Below are 20,260 nucleotides of genomic sequence, written 5' to 3' on the forward strand. Positions count from 1 at the left end.
TCCCGCGGCTCCGACCTGCTGAAACGGTGCACGAACCGTTCGTGCACCGCCTCCAGTTCACGCGCCCACAACCTGACATCGGCAAGGTCCCCACCAATAACCACACCAACGACCAACCTGGCCATCAGTCACAGCAAGCACCGTTGCAGTACTAGGGCCTGTCTTCAAAAACACGGCACAAGGACCCCTCGTATGCCCGAAGTCGAGACCCGCGAAGCGGCGTCCTCTGGGCGCCGGGTCCCGCCGCTCTGCTGTCAGGACTGCTGATCGGTTGGGCCGCCTGAGCGAGCCGACGGCCCGTCGGTGTCTCCGGCAGGCCGTTTCGGATGCGGCGGCGCCCCGCATAGGGACGGAAGTACAGCCGCAAGCCGGGACCCGACGGTGGATCCGCGCCATGGTGCAACCTCGACGACCCAACGTGACCTGGGCTTCACGCCCTGTCCCGCGGTTGCACCGATGCGCTGCTGAGAGACGATGAGAGCTGGGTGGCCAGCCATGTACCGCTACATCTGAGGCAGGAGGCGCACCATGCCCGCTTCTCGATCCGTCGCAACCCCAGTCCTGGAACCCTCTGCCCGGGAGCTGACGGAGGCCACGTCGCCGCATCCGCGCATCTACGAGGTCCCGCCGGAGAACGGCCGCGAGATCCTCGATGGTCTCCAGGAAGGGAAAGGGGTGGCCAAGCCGGCGGTGGACGAGGACTGGGTGACCATCGACGCCGGGCAGTACGGCAACGTCCGCACGCGTATCATCCGCCCCCGGGGAACCATGAAAACCCTCCCGGTGGTCCTGTACATCCACGGCGCCGGATGGGTGTTCGGCGACGAGAAGACGCACGACCGGCTGATCCGCGAACTGGCGGTCGGAGCGAACGCCGCGGTGGTCTTCCCCGTCTATGACAGGGCCCCCGAGGCGAAGTACCCGACTCAGATCGAGCAGAACTACGCGGTCGGGAAGTGGATCCTCCAAAACGGCGGGGAACAAAACCTCGATGCCTCACGGATAGCGGTCTGCGGCGATTCGGTGGGCGGCAACATGTCGACGGTCTTCGCGCTAATGGCCAAGGAACGCGGAGATGTGCAACTGGCTGCCCAGGTGCTGCTGTACCCCGTCACCGACGCGAACTTCGACACTCCGTCCTACCAGCAGTTCGCCGACGGCTACTACCTCACTCGCGACGGGATGATGTGGTTCTGGGACGCCTACACCTCGGACCCCAAGCAGCGCACCGAAATCTATGCCTCGCCGCTGCAGGCCGACATCGAGCAGCTCCGTGGCCTTCCCACCACACTGGTCATCACCGACGAGGCCGACGTCCTGCGTGACGAAGGCGAGGCCTACGCGGCCAAGCTCCGCGAGGCAGGGGTGGACGTCACCGCGGTCCGAGTGCTGGGAATGGTCCACGACTTCCTGATGCTCGACAGCCTCCGCGACTCCAAGGCGACCACGGTCGCGCGCACACTCGCCATCGAGGCGCTGCAACGAGCACTGCACCCCTGAAGCGTGTCGCATTACGCCGTGAGGCGGATGAGGGCCTCCTGGGGCCGACCCTAGAGGTCGCGATCCCCGCCGAAACCTGAAGGCCCTCACCCATCACAGAACTCGGCCGTGTCTTCGAAAGATCTTGAGTGATGGATCATGGTTGGGTGATACGTCGCCATGAACTGCCCGATGCGGAGTGGGAGTTCGTCCGGTCGCTGCTTGCCGGTGTCACCGCGTGGCCGGAAGCGGTTGGACGATCGAAGGGTCCTCAACGGGATCGTGTGCCGCCTGCCGCCCACCGTCGGAAACGGGTGTGCAGCGTGGCCCACGGACCGTACCGCTCGGGCACATCCCGCCAGGCGGCACCCTCATCACGCAGATCACCGACTACGCCAATCGGGCGGATCCGTACATCGCGGCGCTTGCGTGCCCTGGCGGAATCACGGACCCGGTCCGTCGCATCTGACGAATTCGGTCAGCAGTGCAGCGCGGTGCAGTGGTCAGGCTTCGGTATCGGTGCGCGCCAGGATGCCCTTGAGCAGGCCCGTGGACTGGCCGACCTCGATGAGGTAGCCATCCGGGTCGCGCATGTAGCAGCGCAGCTCGGCGCGCCGGTCGATGGGCGGGGTGAGGAACTCGGCTCCCTTGGCGCGGGCTGCCGCGTAGAAGCCGTGGATGTCCGCCACCCGTACGTTCAGGAAGCTGGAGGCGGTGTGGCGGTCCTCCGGTGGGCGCAGTATGACGTCGGGTTTGTCATCCGTGGGCCCGCCGCCGGGGTTCATGATGATCCAGCTGTTGGCGACCTTGATGATGCAGGGGTTCTCCTCCAGCACCACCTGCCCGCCCAGCACATCGGCATAGAACGCCCGCGAGCGAGGGACGTCGCCGACCGTGAGAAAGTGCGTTAGCAGCAGACCCTCGGCCGGTGCGGGAAGGTCGTCGGCTGAGGCGCCGGCGGCGATGAAATCGGACATATGGCCAGCGTAGGGCGGGAGCCCCCGCCCGGCATTCCCATCCGGCAGAGCCCGACGGGCACGGCCCGCCGACCGCCGCGGGGACCGCCGCCGCCAGCAGCACGCACGGCTGAACAGAACGCGCACCAGGGGGGTGCCTCGCCGCTCAGCCCGGCCGGGACCGCGTGGGCGCTCTGGCGGGCGTCGATCAGGTTCAAAACTTTCGGACCGGCTCCCGCACCCCGGACCCGGTTTCCGCCCCTCTCACGCGCGTGTACGCTCTCCGGGGGTGCACCCCAGGCCCGTGGACCAAGCGAACGCGGGGGAGGGCTCCGCCCAGTCTGTCGGGTCAAAAGGTCGGCCCCCGGGGGACACCCCTCTCCCGGCAGATGGCTCGACCGCCCACAAGGCCCCGGAATCCCAGCTCGAACACCCGGGGACAACCGAATGCTTCGTCCTGCGACGGGACGCGTGTGGCGGTCTCCTTGGCCCCCGGTCCGCGTCCGCCACAGCGGACATGATCGACCGGACAGCTCCTAACCGACCGGTAGCTAGGGCGAATCGGACGTGACGACGTGACTGCCATGTGCCTACCTGCGGAAACGACGCCAGCGGCCTGGGGATCCCCGGGCCGATCCAGCGGTTGCCGAGACCGGGGAATTCGCTGCCGTCGCAACGCCGCGGGTGTCAGTGGGCGGACCCGCTCGGGCCCGGGGTCGGCCTGTCGGCAACGGTCCGCTCGAGCCTCCGATCGGGGACCAGCCACATCAGCGCGACGCCGGCATAGATCGCCACCGCGATCCAGTTCCTCAGGAAGGACAGGCCGATGCCGCTCGCGTACAGCAGCGGCGAGACGTTGCCCTTCAGGTCCCTACCCACGGCGGTGGCGAGCAGGGACTCTCCACCCTGGTCTCGGATGATCGCCCTCTGCAGTGTGTAGTAGGCCAGGGAAGCGGCGAGCAGGACGATGCCGTACGCGGCCGCGGGGACGGCGGCGAAGCGGTTCTCCCCCATCCAAGCCGTGGTGAAGGGGATCAGGGAGAGCCAGAACAGTAGGTGCAGGTTCGCCCACAGGATCAGCCCGTTCACCCGATCAGTCGCCTGCAGCATGTGGTGGTGGTTGTTCCAGTAGATGCCGAGGTAGACGAAGCTGAGCACGTAGGTCAGCAGCGTCGGGAGCGCGTTGTGCAAGGCCGCCCAAGTGGTGCCGTGCGGGATGGGCAGCTCGAGCACCATGATCGTGATCAGGATGGCGATGACCCCGTCGCTGAACGCTTCCATCCGCTCGGTTGACATGAGCCGATGCTAATGGCCCGGGGATCCCAGGGCCGCAGGCGTCGTTTTCCGCAGGTCGGCACATGGCGGTCGCGCCGTCACCTCCGATTCGCCCTAGCTACCGGTCGGTTAGTTGTCCTCTGGGGGGCAGAGGTAGGAGTCCGGGGCCAGGCCGTACGACGCGGCACGGGCTACACCCTCCGCGTCACCGCCGTTCCCGCGGTTCACCGCCAACTCCTCGACCGTTGCCAGGCCCTCGACGGCGTCGGGGCGATCCCGCCCAGCGCAAGGCCCGCCGCGAGTACGAGAACCGCGTCAGCTCGCTCGCGCCGATCGGACCATGATCACCGGCTTAGCGTTAACCGCTGTACCACCCTGACGGTGCGAGACGTTGTCCGTCAGACGCTCAGGGCCAGTCGGGTCACCGACAGCGATCAGGGGGCGCGTCGCTGCACGGGGCTCCGGACTCAACGTCCCTGCATCGGACCGGTCGGGCCATTGGATCCGGCCTGCGAGCTCGCCGACATGGGAGTGACCACCCGCGTGCAAGACCATCCGCCACCGCTGGCCACGGACCGATGGATCCCTCATGGCCCGCAGTCGCCGCGTATCGGCAACGGTGTGGCTGAACGGCGGCGCGCTGCATCCAGTGGGCGCTGGCGGCCTGGGCGGGGAGGGGTTCGCCGCGCGGTCCACCCGGGACGTTGACGGACAAGGTCGGCCAGTAGGGCGGTTTCGCGGAGCCGTCCGACCTGCGGCTCGTACGCCGGGTCGTGACCGCTGTCTTCGCTGCCTGAGGTGGACGGCATCCACAGGGTGATCAGCTCGAAGGGGCAGATCGGACGATCAGCGAACCGCTTCATGCACCACCCATATAGCGTTGCATATGCCATATTGCGTAGTGATTCCGATGAAAGGCACGTCATGAAGATCGCAGTCATCGGCGGTACCGGACTGATCGGTTCGCAGGTCGTCAAGAACCTGAACGCCGCCGGACACGAGGCCGTACCGCACTCGAAGTCCACCGGAGTCGACATCATCAGCGGCCAGGGACTGCACGAGGCGGTGGCGGGAGCCGATGTCGTCGTCAATCTGACCAACTCCCCGACCTTCGACGAAGCCTCGCTCGCCTTCTTCCAGACCTCGATGGACAACCTCCTGGCCGCGGCCCAGAAGGGCGGCGTCGGCCACTTCGTCATCCTCTCGATCGTCGGCGCGGACCAAGTGCCGGAGTTGGACTACTACCGCGCCAAGGTGCTGCAGGAGAAGATCCTCGCCGCCGGGCCGATCCCCTACTCGATCGTGCGCGCCACGCAGTTCATGGACTTCATGGACGCAGTCCTGTCCTGGACCGCCGACGCCGACACCGTCCGGCTGCCCGCCACGCCCATCCAGCCCATCGCTTCCAAGGACGTGGCCGACGCGGTTGCGGAGGTCGCCGCCGGGGCTCCGCTGAACGGCATCCGCAACATCGCAGGACCCGAGGTCTTCCCCCTGGACGAACTGGGCCGGATCACCCTGTCCCACAAGGGCGACAGCCGTACCGTCGTCACCGACCCCACCGCCGGCATGTTCGCCGTCGTCAAGGGGGACGTCCTCACCGACAAGAACGCCCGCCTCGCCCCCACCCACTACGCCGACTGGCTCTCCTGACATCCCTGCCTCCTGCGTGTCCATGGAGCAGTTGAGAGCGGTAGATGATCGAGGGAGGTGGATGATCGCGGATGTCTATGAGGCGGTAACGACCCGACGGGCGGTGCGCGGATTCACCGACAGGCCCGTCCCGCGAGGGGTGCTGGAGCGGGTGCTGTCGGCTGCGGCCTGGGCGCCGTCCGGATCGAACCTCCAACCGAGTGCCACAGGCGCGGCTGCAACTGGCACCCGCGACATCGCGGCTGCCATGGGCCGATCCGGCTACTTCTGACCCGGGAGTGCGGCGGACGCCTATGGCGTCTCACCGATGCGTGCGTGGCATGCGCCGCTGCTACCTCGCAGGCTGCCGTCGTCCCTGAGACGGTCCTGGTCGCCGCGGCTGCTGCGCGCACGCCAGCACCTGCCCGCCACAGGCGTCGTTCCCGGGGCCCTGACAGCCGCACCCGAGTCCGGGAAATGCTCGACTACCTGGCCGCTGCACTGCCTTCCGACACGAGTGCCGGAGCCCGACTGATCGCTCTGCAGTGCGCACTCCGCATGAACGACGCCGCTCAAGTCAGGCTGCCTGGCGGAATGCTCCGCAGCCTCCGCCTCGAACCGGCCTCGGATGCTGTGCGTGAACTCGCCGATGCCGGATGGCTGCGCATGCTGCCGTCTGGGGAACGCCCGGCGCAGGTCCGAGTGGTGGATGCTGCCCTACTCGCGCATCACCCGGCTCGCCCGGACCGGTTGCAGGCGGCCGACTGGGCACTACGCGTCGCCTGCCGTGCCCGCCCGGCCTCACACCCTCTTCCCATGCTTGTCACGCTGTGCGTCGCCAGTCGCTGCACGCCTGGCGAGGCTCACGCAGCTACCGAAACGGAGCGACTGACGCGGGAGTGTGGGATCCCCCGCTCCACACTCCTCGCGACCCTTGATCACTTGGTACGCATGCGCCTTCTCACCTACTGGATCGCTGATCAGGCGCCTGAGGACCTGCGTTGGACACTGACGCGATCGGTCGCCGAGATCTGAGCGATCGCAGTCGTCGCCTCTTCGAGCCACCGCGTGACGAGTGATGGCATGCACGTCGGGGCCGCACGCTCCACCTCGACACCAGCAGAATGATCTTGGTGCCAACTATCCCGCTTTTGTGCCAACTAAAAAGCCCAGTCACATGCACTCGTGGCAGCCGGGTCACCGCACCTGGCCAACACGATCTTCATCGACAACATGCGCGAGAACTGCGCTGCCGCAGCACGGTTCGGCATGCGCACTCACCACTTCGACGGCGACAGTCAGGCGCTGGCGTCTCGCATCCTGCAGCGAGTTCCGGCGGGAGTCCAGGGGAGCTGACCTGGGGCATGTACTCAGCCCTCACCGCTATGCGCGCCACGTACGAGCGAGGGGTCGCCAGGTTGCTCTGGGTGCTCATCGACGGCGTCCTGACGCGAGACAACTGCCTGTAACACGGCCTCGGGACGACACCGGTGCAGCGGTGTGCTTCACGGCAACTCCCGGGCTCGTGCGGCCACCCGACAACTCTGTCGACCGCGGCGGCCCGTCGCCGGGCAATGCCGGGATTTGGCCTATAAATTCGCGCCTGGAATCCGGCCGGACGGCCAGGTGCAGTCCGCGCACCGCTGGTTCCGGTCGTGGCCGGCCGCTTCCCAGTGTGCTTCCTTCAGCGCCCAGAACGCAGCCCGGTACGCCTCCCGGGCCTGTAGGCACCGTGCTCGTTCCGCGTCGTCCAGGTGCGACCAACAGGCTCCCGGGCCGTCGTCCTCGACGAAGCCCTGCGGCCACTCGGTTGCCTGCCGTGTGCAGGCCCGGCCGTCCTGCCGGGTGCGCACGCACGTCGGCTTGTCGTAGCCCAGACGGCCGCCCCACGGTGGTGCGTGGAACCGCACCCACTCGGCCGGCAAGGTCCGCGGGGTACCGGGAGGAGGGAGCCGAGTGTCCAGGTGCAGCCTTCCCCGGACAGCGCGGCCGCCCACCGCCTGGTGGTCGACCTGGACGCCGGTCGACGCCCATGGCGCGGTCAGGCGGTCGGCGATCGCCTGCAGTGTCGCTTCGTCCCCCGCGAAGATGGGGTGCCGGTAAGAACGCTGTCACCAGCCGCAAACGGCGGGCGTCACGTGCGGCGACGTGCGGCGGGGTCGCGTTCCGCGACGTGTCGGGCGACCGCGTCGACGCCGGGGCGGGCGTACCGCTCCAGGGAGCGGACGGAGGCGTGGCGGGAGCGGGCCAGCAGCATCGGCGTGGACGTGCCGTCTTCGGCGTCGTGTGTGAGGGCACTATGGCGGAGCCGGTGGAGTGTGAAGCCGTCCAGGTCCTCGATGTCCTCGTGTGAGGCGAGCGGGTTGGCCAGGAGCCGGGTGTTCTCCTCGAAGATCTCTTCGGCCCGGCGGTAGGAGAGCCGGGCCCGGCCGGTCTCCGGGCACACGTCGAGCGTCGGTGTTCCGGCCGGGGCCTTGCGGTCGGTGAGGAACAGTGGGCCGCGGGTGCGGCGGGCGATGAGGCGGGGTAGGAGCTGGGCTGTGCCGGACTGCCAGTGGATCCACTCCGTGGCCCCGCCCTTGGCGGTGATCTTCCCGCGCTTGTCCTGCGGGTACAGGTCTTCCACGTTGAGGCACAGCACCTCGTCGGCGCGGGCCGCGGACTCGTAGAGCACCTTCCAGAACGTCTTCTCCCGCAGGGCGACGTCCAGGCGCCACAGGGCGGCGATCTGCTTCTCGGCCAAGGCCTTGGTGCGGTCCGGCGGCGCCGGCCGCCGCTCGATCCCGATCGTCGGGTCACCGATGATCCAGCCCTGGCGCTGCCACCAGCCGATCGCCTTGCGCGCGATGGACAGTTCGCGGTTGACGGTGTCGGCGTCCATCTCGTCCGCCCGCGCCGCCGCCAGCTCGGCCAGCACCTCGGGCAGCGCGGGATCGTCGATCGCGGCGACGGGGACGACGGGCGGCTTCGCGCCCCGGCGAGCGGGCCCGGTCGGCGCCGGTTCGCCGGCGAGCATCCACCCCCACGTCGTCAGCGAGATCCGGTAGATCCGCGCAGAGGACTTCGCGATGCCCGCACCGGTGAGGTACCGCTCGACCGCTGCGGTATACGACGCCGGAGCGGCGGAGAGGGGCACGACCCGGGCGCGCGGCACGTGCAACGCGCCCCCGCCCCCGAGTTCGGTCACCGGTTCGATCGCCACGCCCGCCCTGCCCTCCCGGAACTGCCGCAGTAAATGCGTACACCTCGCCTGCGGTGGCCGGAGAACCCGCCGCAGGTCGCGGTGATCACGGTAGAGGCTCTGCCGCAGTAAATCCGGCATTTACTGCGGCAGTCGTCTGGAGGCAGGGTCCCTTGCATGATCGAGGTCTGTCCGGATTCATCCACCACCGCAGGGCGCCGCTGCCCGGACAGCCGACCCGTCTTCCAGCGTTCCGTTCCGGCGCTCCGCCGGGTTTCGGTACCGTCCCAACGTCGGTGTGATCATGAGGGGGACGGGTGAAAGGTACAGGCACGGAGGCGGGGATGCCTGAGTCGAGCTGTCTGGTCGGCAGTTGGCTGGTCGGGCGCAAGAATCCGATGCAGATAGTGATGAGCGAAACTGTGGCACTCGCCGAGGACGGCTATCTGCGAGTGACGGCGTACGAAGACGGCTACGTGATACTTCCCGGCACACGGTCCGGGGCCGGGCTTCCCCCGGACCGGGCCGCCCTGCTGAACGCGATCCTTGGCAGGGAAGGTGAGCTGCGGCTCCGGCGCGAACCCGGTCCGCCGGCCTCCCTCCGCGGTACCAGGATCAGCCTCGCGCAGATCCAGGAGAGCGTTACCAAGGCTGCCCGTGAGCGCGGCTACTTGGCCCGACCGTATTACCTGCTGTTCAGCATGACGATTGCCGTACTGTCCGGTGGGTTCCTGATGTGGAGGGGGAACACTTCCACGGCTCTCCTGCTGTGCATGGCAGCGGCCTTGCTGGGCACGTGGTCACTCCGGAAGACTCATATCAGCAAGGCCGGTGCCGCCGAGCAACGACGTCTCCTCGCGCTGCAAGACAGTCTCCGACGTCCGAGCCGGCCCGCTACAGAGGCGGAAAGCTCGCTCGGCTATCGTCTGATGCCCTGGGCCACTCTTCTGCTCGACGGCGAGGATTATGGGCGTTGGTACGCCGACAACCTGTTCGACGTCGAGTTGCCCCTATGGTGGGCGCAGGACCCGGACGGCCAGGACCCGACCTTGCGGTTCGTCTCCCAGGAAGGGATGAAGGGGCTCCTGCATTCACTGCTGCACCACGTCGGCCCATAGTCAGATTTCGCATCTCGGTACCCCAACACGTTCGGTGACGGAGATCAGCCGGTCTGGAGGCAGGGTCCCTTGCATGATCGAGGTCTGTTCGGATTCATCCGGTGAGGCGGAGGGCCGTCAAAGATCTGCGGCAGTCGCGGGCGGTGTAGCGGAGGGCGGCGGCGATGTTGGTGCGACCGTCCTGACGGTGGACGCCGATGGCGAGGTTGCGCAGGCCGGCCATGATGCGCGGGAGGCGGCCGACGTGGATCTTGGAGTCGTCCTCGCGGAAAGTGCGGTCGCGAACGTGGTGCAGGAGATTTTCAATGTGCCAGTGTCCTCTGATCCAGGCCGCGAGCTGGGGGCCGGTCGCCGTGCCGGGCGGCAGGCTCGTGATCAGGTAGACGCGCTCGATGGTGAGCTTGCCGCTGGTGAAGTCCTTCCTCCAGCGCACGACTTGTAGAGCCTGGCGTGCGTCGGGGTAGTCGAGGTGGGCGAAGGCGACGGTCTTCAGCCGCCGGATTTCCAGGCGGTGGTGAGCGCGGGTGCGGTCTTGGTGGTCGAGCGTGATCTCGCGCCAGGGCAAGCGGCGGACACGGGCGAACAGGCCGGGATGGTTGGCCTTGACCTGGGCGATGTAGTGGGCGCCACGGGTGCGGAGGTAGGTGCCGTGGGCGTGCTGGGTGTGCAGGGCATCGGCGGTGATGACCGTGCCGGTCAGGTCGATGCTGTCCAGCAGGGGCTGGAAGGCGGGGATCTCGTTGCTCTTGTCGGCTACCTGCCGCTGGGCCAGGACGTGACCGGCGTGGTCCATCGCGGCGAGCAGGGTGATGTAGGGGGTGGTGGCGGTGCGCGAGCCGCGCAGGGCCTTGCCGTCGACGGCGATCGCCCGCAGTTCGGGGCCGGTCGGGGTGGTACGGGCGGCGAGGAAGGCTCCGATTGCCTGGTCCAGGGCGTCGCCGAGTGTTCATGGGACTTCGACACTCACATGATCACCGGGGCCGTGCCTGTACAACGTCCCCCTCTGCCCGAACCGGCCCAGGACCCCTATCTCGGACATCAGCCGCAAAGTAGCTATGCGTGATGTTCAGGCCCTGCCGTCCGCTGCGGCGAGGTGGGGTGGACGGTGGCGACCGAGTGGTTTCACCTTGTTTTGGCCTGTCAGGGCTGCTGTTGAGCGAGGTGGCGTTGCAGGTCGATGTGCCGGAATTGGTACACCATCCCCACCTGCCGCAGCACGCCGCGATACTCGTGCGCGTCCTGGAGAAACACCATCAAGTCCCGCGGGACTTGGCGGCGCACCGTCAGATAGGCCCTGGCTACCACGAAGTGCCCCCAAGCTGTGTCACTGAGCCCGCCCACGAGCCCGCTCACGAGCCCGCCCACGAGCCCGACCGCGAGCCCGGCCACGAGCCCGCCCGCGATGAAGGTCCGGCGATCTGAGGAGAGCAGCACGGCTGGGGCGGTGTTCGCGGTCAGGTCAGGTCTCTCAGTCTCAAGCCCGAACGCGAGCCCGGCCCCGAGCCCCGCCACGAGCCCCACCCAGAGCCCGGCCCAGAGCCCCACCCCGAGCCCGGCCCAGAGCCCCACCCCGAGCCCGCTGGGTGACAAGCGCAGCCGTGTACTCGGAGCACTTACCGGGCCGGCCCAGAGCCCGTCCACGAGCCCGGCCACGAGCCCGAACGCGAGCCCGGCCCAGAGCCCGGCCACGAGCCCGGCCGAGAGCCCGGCGGCCACACGGTAAACGTACGTGGGCAGAACCTGGGGGAGGTCCCACCAGGCCAGGTCGGGGCTGCCGCTGCGGTGGGTCTGCAGGAACCGGGCGAGGAAGGCCAAAGTGCGGTGGGCTTGTTCGGCTGTCCAGCGGGGCGGGCGGGGACTGTCGGGGCTGTAGGCGGCGGGGATGAAGGCGTTGAACAGGTGGGTGTCCACGGCGCAACGGTCGGGGAAGGCTGTGGTGTCGCACAGCTCGTCCGGATGCGGAACCGGGGGTGCGGAGGCCGCCTGCGGGCGGGGGGTGTAGATGGTGCGGGCCAGGAAGAGCCCCAGCGGGGTGCTCAGCGCGTGCCCGACCGGGGTATCGGTGCCCAGCCGCGCGGCCACCATGTCCCACCGCCTTGCAGCGGGGGCGTCCGGGCCGCCGGCGTCCCGGCGCAGGTAGACGGCCGCCTGCTCGGGGTCGAGCCGAAGCAGCGCGATGGCCGCGGCGCCGTTGAGACGCACCGCCGCAGTGGCGTCCTGCTGTGCCAAAGCCGCCCGGTAGGCGGCGGCACGGCTGGTCAGAACCAGGGGCTGTTTAGCGGGTAGCGCCCGGTTCAGGGCGTCGAGCGCCACCGGGTGCAGAGCGGGCGGCAGTTCGTCGAAGCCGTCGAGTAGGGGCAGAATAAGGCCGGCGTCCAGCAGCGCCTGGGCCAGGTGGCCGGGTCCATCCGCGCCGGTGACCGGCTCCGGGTCGGAAAGACGCAGGCCGGGGTAGGCGCGCCGTAGTTGTCCGGCCAGCCACGCCGTCAACGGCTGGCGGGGGTTCCAGGAGGCCAGGGAGAACAACACAGGCACCGGGGCGCCCTCGGCACGGCGGTCGATGAGGTCCAGGAGCAGCCGGATCAGCAGCACGCTCTTGCCCGCACCAGGCTCACCAAGGATCACCAGCCGCCGGGTGGGTACCCGGTCGAAGAACACCTCCCCGATCTCGGCGTCCTGGCCCGCCAGCCCGCCGGCATCCGACGGCCACCGCGCGGGCTCGCCGGGCGGACCGCCGGGCCAGGCCCGAGCCAGATCCGTCAGCAGTGGCCACGGCTCGGCCATGCCTTCGTCCGCAGCCCGCCAGGCCACCGGCAGGGGATAGGGGTCGTTGACCCGGCGGAAGGCCGCCTCCTGCTCCCACTGGGCCCTGACCGCCATGGCCAACCGCTCGGCGGCCACCTCCACACCGATGGCGGCAGCCTCCACCCGGTCTGCACGGAACCCCGCCCAGGCGAGAAAGGCCGTCGGCAGGCCCAGCAGTACCGCCACCGCCGTCGCGGCCGCCCCCACATCGAAGTACTGGGCCAGCGCCAGCGCCGCGGCCACGGTCAGGACGAACAGCAGCAGATACCGCATCCCCACACGCCCCGGCCCCCGGCCAGGCCCCCCACGTCTCATGTCGGACCATCCTGCCCCCTCCAGCACCGGCCGGGGCACCGTTCCGTATCGATACGAAAGCTACCCAGCGGTTAGTTGCGAGTTGACGTCTGACTCAGCAGAAGGCCACGGCCTGACGGTCACGCACAGCACCTTTGCGGCTGATGTCCGAGATAGGAGACCGGGGCCGAACCAGGACGTCCGACGCGACTCCGACCCAGCCCGACGATCCGGACGAACCCCGATCATGCAACGAACCCTGCATCTGGAGGTGTGGACGTCACGAATTGCAACGGCGGTTACCGACAGCTACTTGTCGGGTGGCGGCAGCTGTACGAGAACAAGTCCCCAGCACACATGGCGTGTTGGCGGCGGCCAGAAGGCTAGTTGCCGCAAGGCGCCAAGCGACCTCCGGATGACTGAGCTCCGGGGGGAGGGCACCGCTGGTCCCGGCGAACCTGCGCGGCTGACTATCCCGCGCACTCCGACGGTCGTTGTCAGTGCAGCCCCATAACTTGGGGCCATGATGGAAAGATCTGATCACGTGTCCCGGGATGTGACTGCCTCGCAGGGGCTGGCTTCTTGGCGGGCGGACTGGACGTGCGGTTCCGGGTCGGACCCTCGGCTGCTGCGCTGCTTCAAGGGTCACGACGCCCCTGTGGTCGCGGTGGCGACGGCGGTTGTCGACGGGCGTCCGGTTGTCGTCTCGGCGAGCCGCGACGCGACGATGTGTATCTGGGACCTGACGACGGGGGAACGGCTGCATACGCTGACGGCAGCTCTCTCCGACCCCATGTCGTTGTTGTCGCCCGAGTTCTTGGCCCTGGCCACGGTGGTGGTCGACGGGCAACCCCTGGTCCTCACGTGCCACGAGGACGGGACCGCAAGGCTGTGGGATCCGGAGACGGGGCGTTCTGCGGGCGAACTGGTCCTGGGTCTGGCGCGGTTGGATATGGACGGTCGGCACGTGGTGCTGGCCATCGGGGCGGACCGGACGCTGGGTGTGTGGGACCAGGCCACCGGCAGCCGACTGGGCGCGTTCCCCTGGATGGCGGGCATAGGGGAGCTGGATGGACGCAAGGTCGTCGTCACATCTCCACCGGACCATCCAGCGCAGGTGTGGGACCTGGCCACCGGCCACGAGGTCGGCGAGTGCCTGCCGGCCGAGGGACCCTGGACACTCGAAGGGCGGCACTTCGCCGTAACCGGTGAGGAGAGCCAGGCACCCCGTGTGTGGGATCTGGATCGCCACGTGCTTCTGGCAGCCGACCCGCAGGAGCTGCTGGGGGATACCGAGTGCGATGACGAATTGTCAGCCCTGACGGTCGTCGACGGGCGGGTCGTGGTCCTCAGCTTCGACTACGAGGAGGCACCGCAAGTGGTCGGAGACCTGGCTCCCATCGCTTTTCCCGACGGCCCGTCCGAGACCCTGATCCTGGAAGAGCGCAGTGTGGCGCTCGTCGTAAACGCGGACCAGACACTGCGCTTCTGGGACCTGCCGACGAGCCCCATAGGCCCTGACGGTACTCGGAGCATCCGCAGCATCCCTTTGGAAGCCGCTGAGGGGAAAGGGCTGATCAATGCCGACCCGGAAAACCGGGCTGGCCTGTGGACCCTGGTCTCCGCCCGAACGAACGGCCGGTTCGCCGTCGAGTTGCGCTGGGGAATCGGGGTAGGGGTCGCTTCCCGGAGTCTGGTGCTGGATGACCTGCCCGTCTCCCTCATCGCCGAACCGGACGGCACCATCACGGTGCGGCACGCGCGCAGCCTGTCACCTGCGGGCAGTGCGCTGACCGGTCACACCGATCGGGTGTGGGCCATCGACAGCGCTCCGGTCGGGACGCGAACTCTGGCGGTCACGACCTCCCGCGACCGCACCGTACGCGTCTGGGATCTCGCCACCGGCGAACAGGAGGGTGAGCCCCTCACCGGGCACACCGGCCAGGTGTGGGACGTCGCCACCACCGTTGTGGACGGACGTTGCGTCGCCGTCACCGCAGGGGAGGACCACACAGTGCGCACCTGGGACCTCACCGCTGCCCGAGGGGACGGTGACCGACTGCGTGCCGGACACACCGAATCAGTCCTGGCGCTCGCCACTGCGGTCGTTGACGGCGTCCCCGTGGTCGTCACCGCAGGCGCCGACCACACCGTGCGCACCTGGGACCTGACCACCGGCTCGCGGGCCTCCGACTCCCTGAGCGCAGAGGTGTCCGCCATGACGACGGCGGTGGTGGGCGGACACGCGGTCGTCGTCACGGCCACTCCCGACGCCACCCTGCACATCCTGGAGCTCGCCACCGGCCGACCGGTCCACCGCCCGTTTCCCAGCGGCCACGGGAGAGTCCTGGCCATCGCCTCGACGGCCCTGGACGGCCTGCCCGTCGCCCTCACCGCAGGCAGTGACCGCGTCGTGCGCGTCTGGGACCTCACCACCGGACAGCCCCTGGTCGCACCTCTCACCGGCCACTCCAGCCGTGTTACCACCGTCGCCACCGCCGTTCTCGACGGACGGCCCGTGATGGTGACAGGCAGCTGGGACAAGACGGTGCGACTGTGGGACCTCCCCACCGGCCGACAGCTCGGTGAACCCCTGATCGGCCACACCGACTGGGTGACCGCCGTAGCCACTGCCACCTTGGGCGGAGCTCCCATCGCGATCAGCAAGGGCCGGGACCGGACGGTACGCCTGTGGAACCTGTCCACGGGGCAGCAGATCGGCAATGCCCAGGCCGCCGAGTCAGGCTCTGACAATTCGCTGGCGGTCTCAGCGATGGCCGACGGACGGCTCGTCGCGGCCTTCGCCGATGACCACACCGTGCGGTTCCACGATCTCACCGCAGGGTGCCCGGCCGGTACCGACCACCTGCTTCCTTCCCCCGTGCACTCACTCGCCGCGGCACCGGGCGGGCGCTTCGTGGTCGGGTTCGGTTGTGAGGTCGCGGTGCTGTCGAGGACATCCTGACAAGCCAGGTCTCGCCAGGGTAGCGACGGTCCTCGCCGAGCCGCAGCTGTCGCTCCACACGGTCCGTCGGCAGGACGGACACAGAGGACGCCGCGAGGGAGCGGAACTGGCCGTCGACATAGTCCTGCATCGGACAGCGCTCGGCCACCCACCTGTGGCCGGGCGGCCCTGGAGCGGACCAGGCTCATGCGTTCTCCACGGTTGCTCGGGCAGCCTCGCTGTCCGCGCCTCGGGCTCCGGAACGGTCACCTGGGCGAGGTTGAGGCGAGTGTCCATGTCGAGGTTCACGTCACCGTACGGGCGGACGTGGGACCAGAACAGCGGGGTCAGGCCGCGCCGGTCGGCGGGGGTGAGGAGGTCCGTCCATTCCGGTTCGCCGAGGATGTCCTGGAGCATCAGGGTGTTCACGTAGACCAGGGCGGATTGCAGGATGCGCAGGCACAGGACGAACATCTCCTGCTCGTCGCGCCGGTTCGAGGCGATCTCCCCGCCCTTCCCGTAGGCGATCACGGAGTTGGCGCCGTTGGAGGGCTCCTTCACGTTCAGGCCCTCCTCGATCTCCCGCTGAAGGTCGCGCAGCCGCAGGTAGCGGGCCACGAAGATGGTCTTCTGTGCGCGGCCGACCTCCAGCATGGCCGCGTAGGTGGGGTGGGAGGCGTTGCGGGTGAAGCGGCGCAGGATCGCCTCGGTGGACGCGGTCCGCGTGCGGATCGCGGTCGCGTACTTGATCATCTGGTCATACTGCTGGGCGATGAGCTCCCAGCGGATGGGGCGGGTCAGTGCAGGCGTGAGATTGGGGTAGGCTTCCGCCTCGCTGGCCACGGGCCGGTACAGCTTGACCCTGTTGATTCGCTTGATGCGCGGCAGCAGGTCGAAGTTCAGCAGCCGGGTGATGCCGAAGCCGATTTCCGACTGGCCATGGCTGTCTGTGTAGTTGGCCTCGACGTCCATGGTGGTGCCGTGCCGCATCGCGCCCTCGACCATCGCGGCGACCTCGGAGGCGGTGCAGTTGATCAGCTGGGAGTGGATAGCCAGGGACTTCTTCTCCACGTGCCAGTAGATGAGCACCCCTCGGCCGCCGTAGCGCGAGTGCCACTCGGTGAACAGGTTCTGGTCGTAGGCCCGCACGTGGGTGGAGTCGGAGGCGACCGCGGTCGAGCCCTGGCCCCACAGCTCGGTGCTGCGGGCGGCGAAGGTGGCGTTCGCGATCTGGATGGCGATGGCGCGGGCGGCCTCGGCGGACAGGTAGCGGCGGCGCACGTAGCGCAGTTCGTCCTCGGTGTGGCCGTGGCCGCCGGAGGCAACGGCCTTGATCCCGGTGTTCGTGCCGTAGGCGTAGATCACCAGGAGCAGGCGCTCGGCCAGGACCTCCGCCCAGAGGGAGCCGCCGCCGGAGACCGAGGTGACCGCGTCCAGGCAGCCCGTGCGCAGCATGGCTTCCTTGAGCATGTCGATGAGCGGCACGATGCCCCACCGGCGCTGTACCTCGCTCTTGATCCTGCGCAGGTTGCGCGGCTCGGGCTGGGCTTCGGCCGGGGTCAGCCGGATCGCGCCGGACTTCCGCTCGGCGATGTCCAGCCAGCTCAAGCGCGGCATCCCATCGTTGAGCAGTGTCAGCTCGGTGGTCATCTGCTCGCGCAGCTCGTCGACGAAGTCGGCCGCGTCCAGCGGCTTGCGCAGCTCGCGGTAGTTCTCCTCGCGCCGCTCGGCGAAGTCCTGGGGCAGGTCCTCGTCAGGGTTGCGCCACTTGTCGGCGCCGACCACCCAGATCTCCTTGCACTTGAGCTGGTCGCGCAGGGCCTGGAAAGCGACGACCTCGTAGACCATCCGCACCACCCGGCGCCGGCCGCGTTTGTCGGTGCGGTGGACGACCTCGGCCCAGTCCCCGCCCATTGCCTTGTACACGGGCACGGTCTCGCCCAGCGGGTAGTACGTGGTGTTGCCCGCCGCCGCGTACCGGGCCACCAGCGCCAACGCCTCGATCACCGGCCGGTGGGTGTGGTTGGACGAGCGGAACTCCAGCACATCCAGCAGCTTGATCAGCCCGCGCCGGTAGTGGTTGGTGTACGACGCCTTCAGCGTCGTCTGCACTGTGCGCCGGCAGACCGGGCCACGGGTCTTGAACTCGTGCACCAGCTCCCGCAGCGTCTGCTCGCCCCCGGACACGGCCGGGTAGACGACCTCGCGGACCGTGCCCTCCGGCTCGCCGATCGACGCCTCGGCGAGCTTGAAGAGGATGTTCTCCTTGCCCGACACCTTCTTGAATGCATTGACCAGTTGCTCGGTAACCTTCTTCTCCGCCCGCGCCCCGATCCGGTGCACCGTGGAGATCAGCAGCTCCACCAGCGTGTCCGTGATCTCCCGTTCCCGCTCGTGCAGCAGCGCGGCCAGCAGCGTCACCCGCAGCGGCAGCGGGTGAGTGCGCAGGTGGGAGGGGGATTCCACCGCGGCCCGCGCCCGCCATCCGGCCACGACCTTCGGCGCGATGTCGGCGAAGAGGTCTGCCGGCAGCCCGACCGCCCTCACCGCGAGCAGCTTGTCGATCTCGGTGAGCATCGTCTCCAGGCTCACATTGCCCGGAGCCTCCTTGATCTTGGCTAGGACCGGCGGCCCGTCCTCGCCCTCACCGGCACTGGCCTCACCGGGTACGGCGTCGTCCGTCTGGTCGGCCCCGGCGACCAGGGCGATGATCCGCTCCGTGCTCTGAACCGTGATCCGGGCTGAGATCCTCGCTGTCAGCATCTCCTCGGCCACTCGCAGCGCGGCACCCATGATCCGGTCACACCGCCCCGGAGTCGGCGGCTCGATGCTCTCCGTGCGGCAGCGGGCCAGCAGTTCCACCCGTACCTGCTCCGGCCGCCGCTCCTTGCACGCGACGTATTCGGCGAGCCAGCCGGTCAGCTTGTCCGCATCCGCAACGCTGCACTCACGAAAGCCCAGGTGCCCCCGGATCTGCGCGCGGTGGTACTCCACCGTCCGGCCGCTCCACTCGTACACGTCCAGCTCGGCGGCAGGCACCTGTACCTGCCGGGCGACGAACTCCACCGCCTCGCCCGGCAACTCGAATCGGCCCCGGGGAAACCGGCCGTACTGCGTATAGAACTTCAGCAACATGGCGAAGCCCAGTCGCGTCGCACCGCGCTTACCTGACACAAGCCCATGCTCGTCCTTCAACAGCGTCCAGTGCTCGACCAGGTCGTCCAGGTCCAAAGGGGTACGGGCCACGGTCGTTGATCCTCCTCTCGGGGCCCCACCCCGCGCAGCTGTACGACCCCGGACTCACCCACACGGGTGACATCCTCGCAAGATCACCACCGTTTGCGGCTGGTGACAGTGTGCTTACCGGCACCCCAAGATCTCCACGACGGCCAGTCCCGGCTCTGACACGAGCGCGGCGTTGATGTCTCCCACGCCGTACGAGACGGGCGCTGCCGGACTGGAGTTACGTTGCAGGGCGCAGTTCACCCGGCCGTGTTGCCGAGCCCGAACGGCCCGCCAAGCGCGCCCGCGCGCCCCGGTTGCACTCGTCTACACAGAGTTGCGCCCCTTTCCTGCCGCTGCATCACGGTACGGGCCCCGGCTCCCGCCCGTTCCGTGCTCGCTGTCACCCGCCGGGACGACCAGGCCCAAGTCCGGGTCGTACGGGAGCTCCTCCAGCTGAGCCATCGGCGGCCCGCTTCCTACCTGGTCGCGTTGCCGCGTGCGGAGGTCCGCCACGCGGAAGTTGCGGGGCTTGTCCCAGCCAACCCCACGGTCTGAACACCAGCCCGCAGCTCCCCGTAGCTGCCGCGCTGACATCCACTTGATTCCGCAATCCCGTGAGGACCTGACCGTGCCCGACAGCATGCTGAAGTACAACCCCTGTAGCCCCGAGGGCCGAGCGATCAGCGCCCTGTTCCGCGACATCAAGCTGAACATCGAAGACAGCGAAGGCGGCTGGAACGGCGCCGATATCGTGGACGCGCTCAACACCTGGTTCGCCCGCCTGGGCCATCGACGTCGAAGGCAGCGTCAACCAAGTCGATCCGATCCCGCCGCACGCCATCTCACCCAGCGACGCCGCCGACACCGTAGCCGGCGCCCCCGCAACCACCGCCCGCCCCACCGTCGGCGACCGGATGACCGCCGCGCTCGCCTTAGAGGTCATTTCAGTTGGAGCCTGCGGTGGCATATGAGGGTCGCGGCGATGGCGGTGAAGGCGAGGAAGTGTTCTGGCTTCCGCTCGTATCGGCGGTGGAGGCGTCGGCAGCCGGAGAGCCAGGACACGGTCCGTTCCACGACCCAGCGGTGTCGGCCCAGTCGTTGAGACGACTCGACGCCCTTGCGGGCGAGGCGGTGCCGGATGCCACGGGCAGACAGCCAGCGCCGCAGGTGCTGGTAGTCGTACCCCTTGTCCCCGTGCAGCTTGCCGGGCCGTCGGCGTCGGGGACCGCGGCGTGAGCGAATGGGTGGGATACCGCGGACGAGCGGGATGAGGGCCTGGCTGTCGTGGAGGTTCGCGGCGGAGATGCCGATCGACAGCGGCAGTCCGCGGCGGTCGACGATGAGGTGGATT

General features: G+C 68.6%; 12 protein-coding genes and 1 pseudogene. 5 read left to right on the plus strand and 8 right to left on the minus strand.

Annotation, left to right across the window (positions count from 1 at the left end):
* Positions 1–528 precede the first annotated feature (528 nt).
* Positions 529–1,500 (plus strand): alpha/beta hydrolase, encoded by a 972-nt coding sequence (locus ACZ7L0_RS43635; RefSeq protein WP_471248142.1) that lies wholly within the window; start codon positions 529–531, stop codon positions 1,498–1,500.
* Between the two features lie 250 nt (positions 1,501–1,750).
* Here the strand turns inward: ACZ7L0_RS43635 and ACZ7L0_RS43640 are convergent, their stop codons facing one another.
* The 3 genes from ACZ7L0_RS43640 to ACZ7L0_RS43650 form a co-directional block, all read right to left on the minus strand.
* Positions 1,751–1,888 carry a transposase gene (locus ACZ7L0_RS43640; RefSeq protein ID WP_471248150.1) on the minus strand — a complete coding sequence of 46 codons (138 nt, stop codon included), beginning with the start codon at positions 1,886–1,888 and terminating at the stop codon, positions 1,751–1,753.
* A gap of 94 nt (positions 1,889–1,982) precedes the next feature.
* A complete protein-coding gene (locus ACZ7L0_RS43645; RefSeq protein WP_132791623.1) occupies positions 1,983–2,456 on the minus strand; it encodes a VOC family protein in 474 nt (157 codons plus the stop codon).
* 666 nt (positions 2,457–3,122) lie between these two features.
* Positions 3,123–3,731, minus strand: a complete 609-nt coding sequence (locus ACZ7L0_RS43650) for a TMEM175 family protein (protein WP_471248143.1) — start codon at positions 3,729–3,731, stop codon at positions 3,123–3,125.
* A 903-nt stretch (positions 3,732–4,634) separates the two neighbouring features.
* On the opposite strand from ACZ7L0_RS43650, the gene ACZ7L0_RS43655 reads away from it, so the two are divergent.
* The gene (locus tag ACZ7L0_RS43655; protein ID WP_471248144.1) at positions 4,635–5,363 is read left to right on the plus strand and encodes an SDR family oxidoreductase; all 729 of its coding nucleotides are present in this window, start codon (positions 4,635–4,637) and stop codon (positions 5,361–5,363) included.
* A gap of 61 nt (positions 5,364–5,424) precedes the next feature.
* A pseudogene (locus ACZ7L0_RS43660) lies at positions 5,425–5,562 on the plus strand (nitroreductase family protein); the annotation flags it as partial.
* A gap of 1,914 nt (positions 5,563–7,476) precedes the next feature.
* On the opposite strand, the gene ACZ7L0_RS43665 reads toward ACZ7L0_RS43660, so the two are convergent.
* The gene (locus tag ACZ7L0_RS43665) at positions 7,477–8,544 is read right to left on the minus strand and encodes a tyrosine-type recombinase/integrase (RefSeq protein WP_471248145.1); all 1,068 of its coding nucleotides are present in this window, start codon (positions 8,542–8,544) and stop codon (positions 7,477–7,479) included.
* 323 nt (positions 8,545–8,867) lie between these two features.
* On the opposite strand from ACZ7L0_RS43665, the gene ACZ7L0_RS43670 reads away from it, so the two are divergent.
* Positions 8,868–9,641, plus strand: coding sequence for a hypothetical protein (locus ACZ7L0_RS43670; protein ID WP_471248146.1), 774 nt, complete (start codon positions 8,868–8,870; stop codon positions 9,639–9,641).
* 94 nt (positions 9,642–9,735) lie between these two features.
* Here ACZ7L0_RS43670 and ACZ7L0_RS43675 read toward each other — a convergent pair whose 3' ends face one another.
* Together ACZ7L0_RS43675 and ACZ7L0_RS43680 are read right to left on the minus strand one after the other, a co-directional pair.
* A complete protein-coding gene (locus ACZ7L0_RS43675) occupies positions 9,736–10,572 on the minus strand; it encodes an ISAs1 family transposase (protein ID WP_471248151.1) in 837 nt (278 codons plus the stop codon).
* A 209-nt stretch (positions 10,573–10,781) separates the two neighbouring features.
* Positions 10,782–12,761, minus strand: a complete 1,980-nt coding sequence (locus ACZ7L0_RS43680; RefSeq protein ID WP_471248147.1) for an NACHT domain-containing protein — start codon at positions 12,759–12,761, stop codon at positions 10,782–10,784.
* A 505-nt stretch (positions 12,762–13,266) separates the two neighbouring features.
* On the opposite strand from ACZ7L0_RS43680, the gene ACZ7L0_RS43685 reads away from it, so the two are divergent.
* Positions 13,267–15,705: a WD40 repeat domain-containing protein gene (locus tag ACZ7L0_RS43685; protein ID WP_471248152.1), complete on the plus strand. Its 2,439-nt coding sequence runs from the start codon at positions 13,267–13,269 to the stop codon at positions 15,703–15,705.
* Here the strand turns inward: ACZ7L0_RS43685 and ACZ7L0_RS43690 are convergent.
* Together ACZ7L0_RS43690 and ACZ7L0_RS43695 are read right to left on the minus strand one after the other, a co-directional pair.
* Positions 15,628–18,930 carry a Tn3 family transposase gene (locus ACZ7L0_RS43690; RefSeq protein WP_471248148.1) on the minus strand — a complete coding sequence of 1,101 codons (3,303 nt, stop codon included), beginning with the start codon at positions 18,928–18,930 and terminating at the stop codon, positions 15,628–15,630. The two genes, ACZ7L0_RS43685 and ACZ7L0_RS43690, sit on opposite strands and share 78 nt — an antisense overlap.
* Positions 18,931–19,848: 918 nt before the next feature.
* On the minus strand, positions 19,849–20,260 hold a 412-nt coding region (locus ACZ7L0_RS43695; RefSeq protein ID WP_471248149.1), incomplete at its 5' end, for an IS5 family transposase.

It is taken from the genome of Streptomyces sp. NPDC039424, from assembly GCF_055639495.1.

Excerpts from the sequence above, each read along its gene's own strand:
- ACZ7L0_RS43670 (WP_471248146.1), top strand. The coding sequence starts at position 8,868 with ATGCCTGAGTCGAGCTGTCTGGTCGGCAGTTGGCTGGTCGGGCGCAAG.
- ACZ7L0_RS43655 (WP_471248144.1), top strand. The coding sequence starts at position 4,635 with ATGAAGATCGCAGTCATCGGCGGTACCGGACTGATCGGTTCGCAGGTC.
- ACZ7L0_RS43645 (WP_132791623.1), bottom strand. The coding sequence starts at position 2,456 with ATGTCCGATTTCATCGCCGCCGGCGCCTCAGCCGACGACCTTCCCGCA.
- ACZ7L0_RS43650 (WP_471248143.1), bottom strand. The coding sequence starts at position 3,731 with ATGTCAACCGAGCGGATGGAAGCGTTCAGCGACGGGGTCATCGCCATC.
- ACZ7L0_RS43635 (WP_471248142.1), top strand. The coding sequence starts at position 529 with ATGCCCGCTTCTCGATCCGTCGCAACCCCAGTCCTGGAACCCTCTGCC.
- ACZ7L0_RS43680 (WP_471248147.1), bottom strand. The coding sequence starts at position 12,761 with ATGAGACGTGGGGGGCCTGGCCGGGGGCCGGGGCGTGTGGGGATGCGG.
- ACZ7L0_RS43685 (WP_471248152.1), top strand. The coding sequence starts at position 13,267 with ATGGAAAGATCTGATCACGTGTCCCGGGATGTGACTGCCTCGCAGGGG.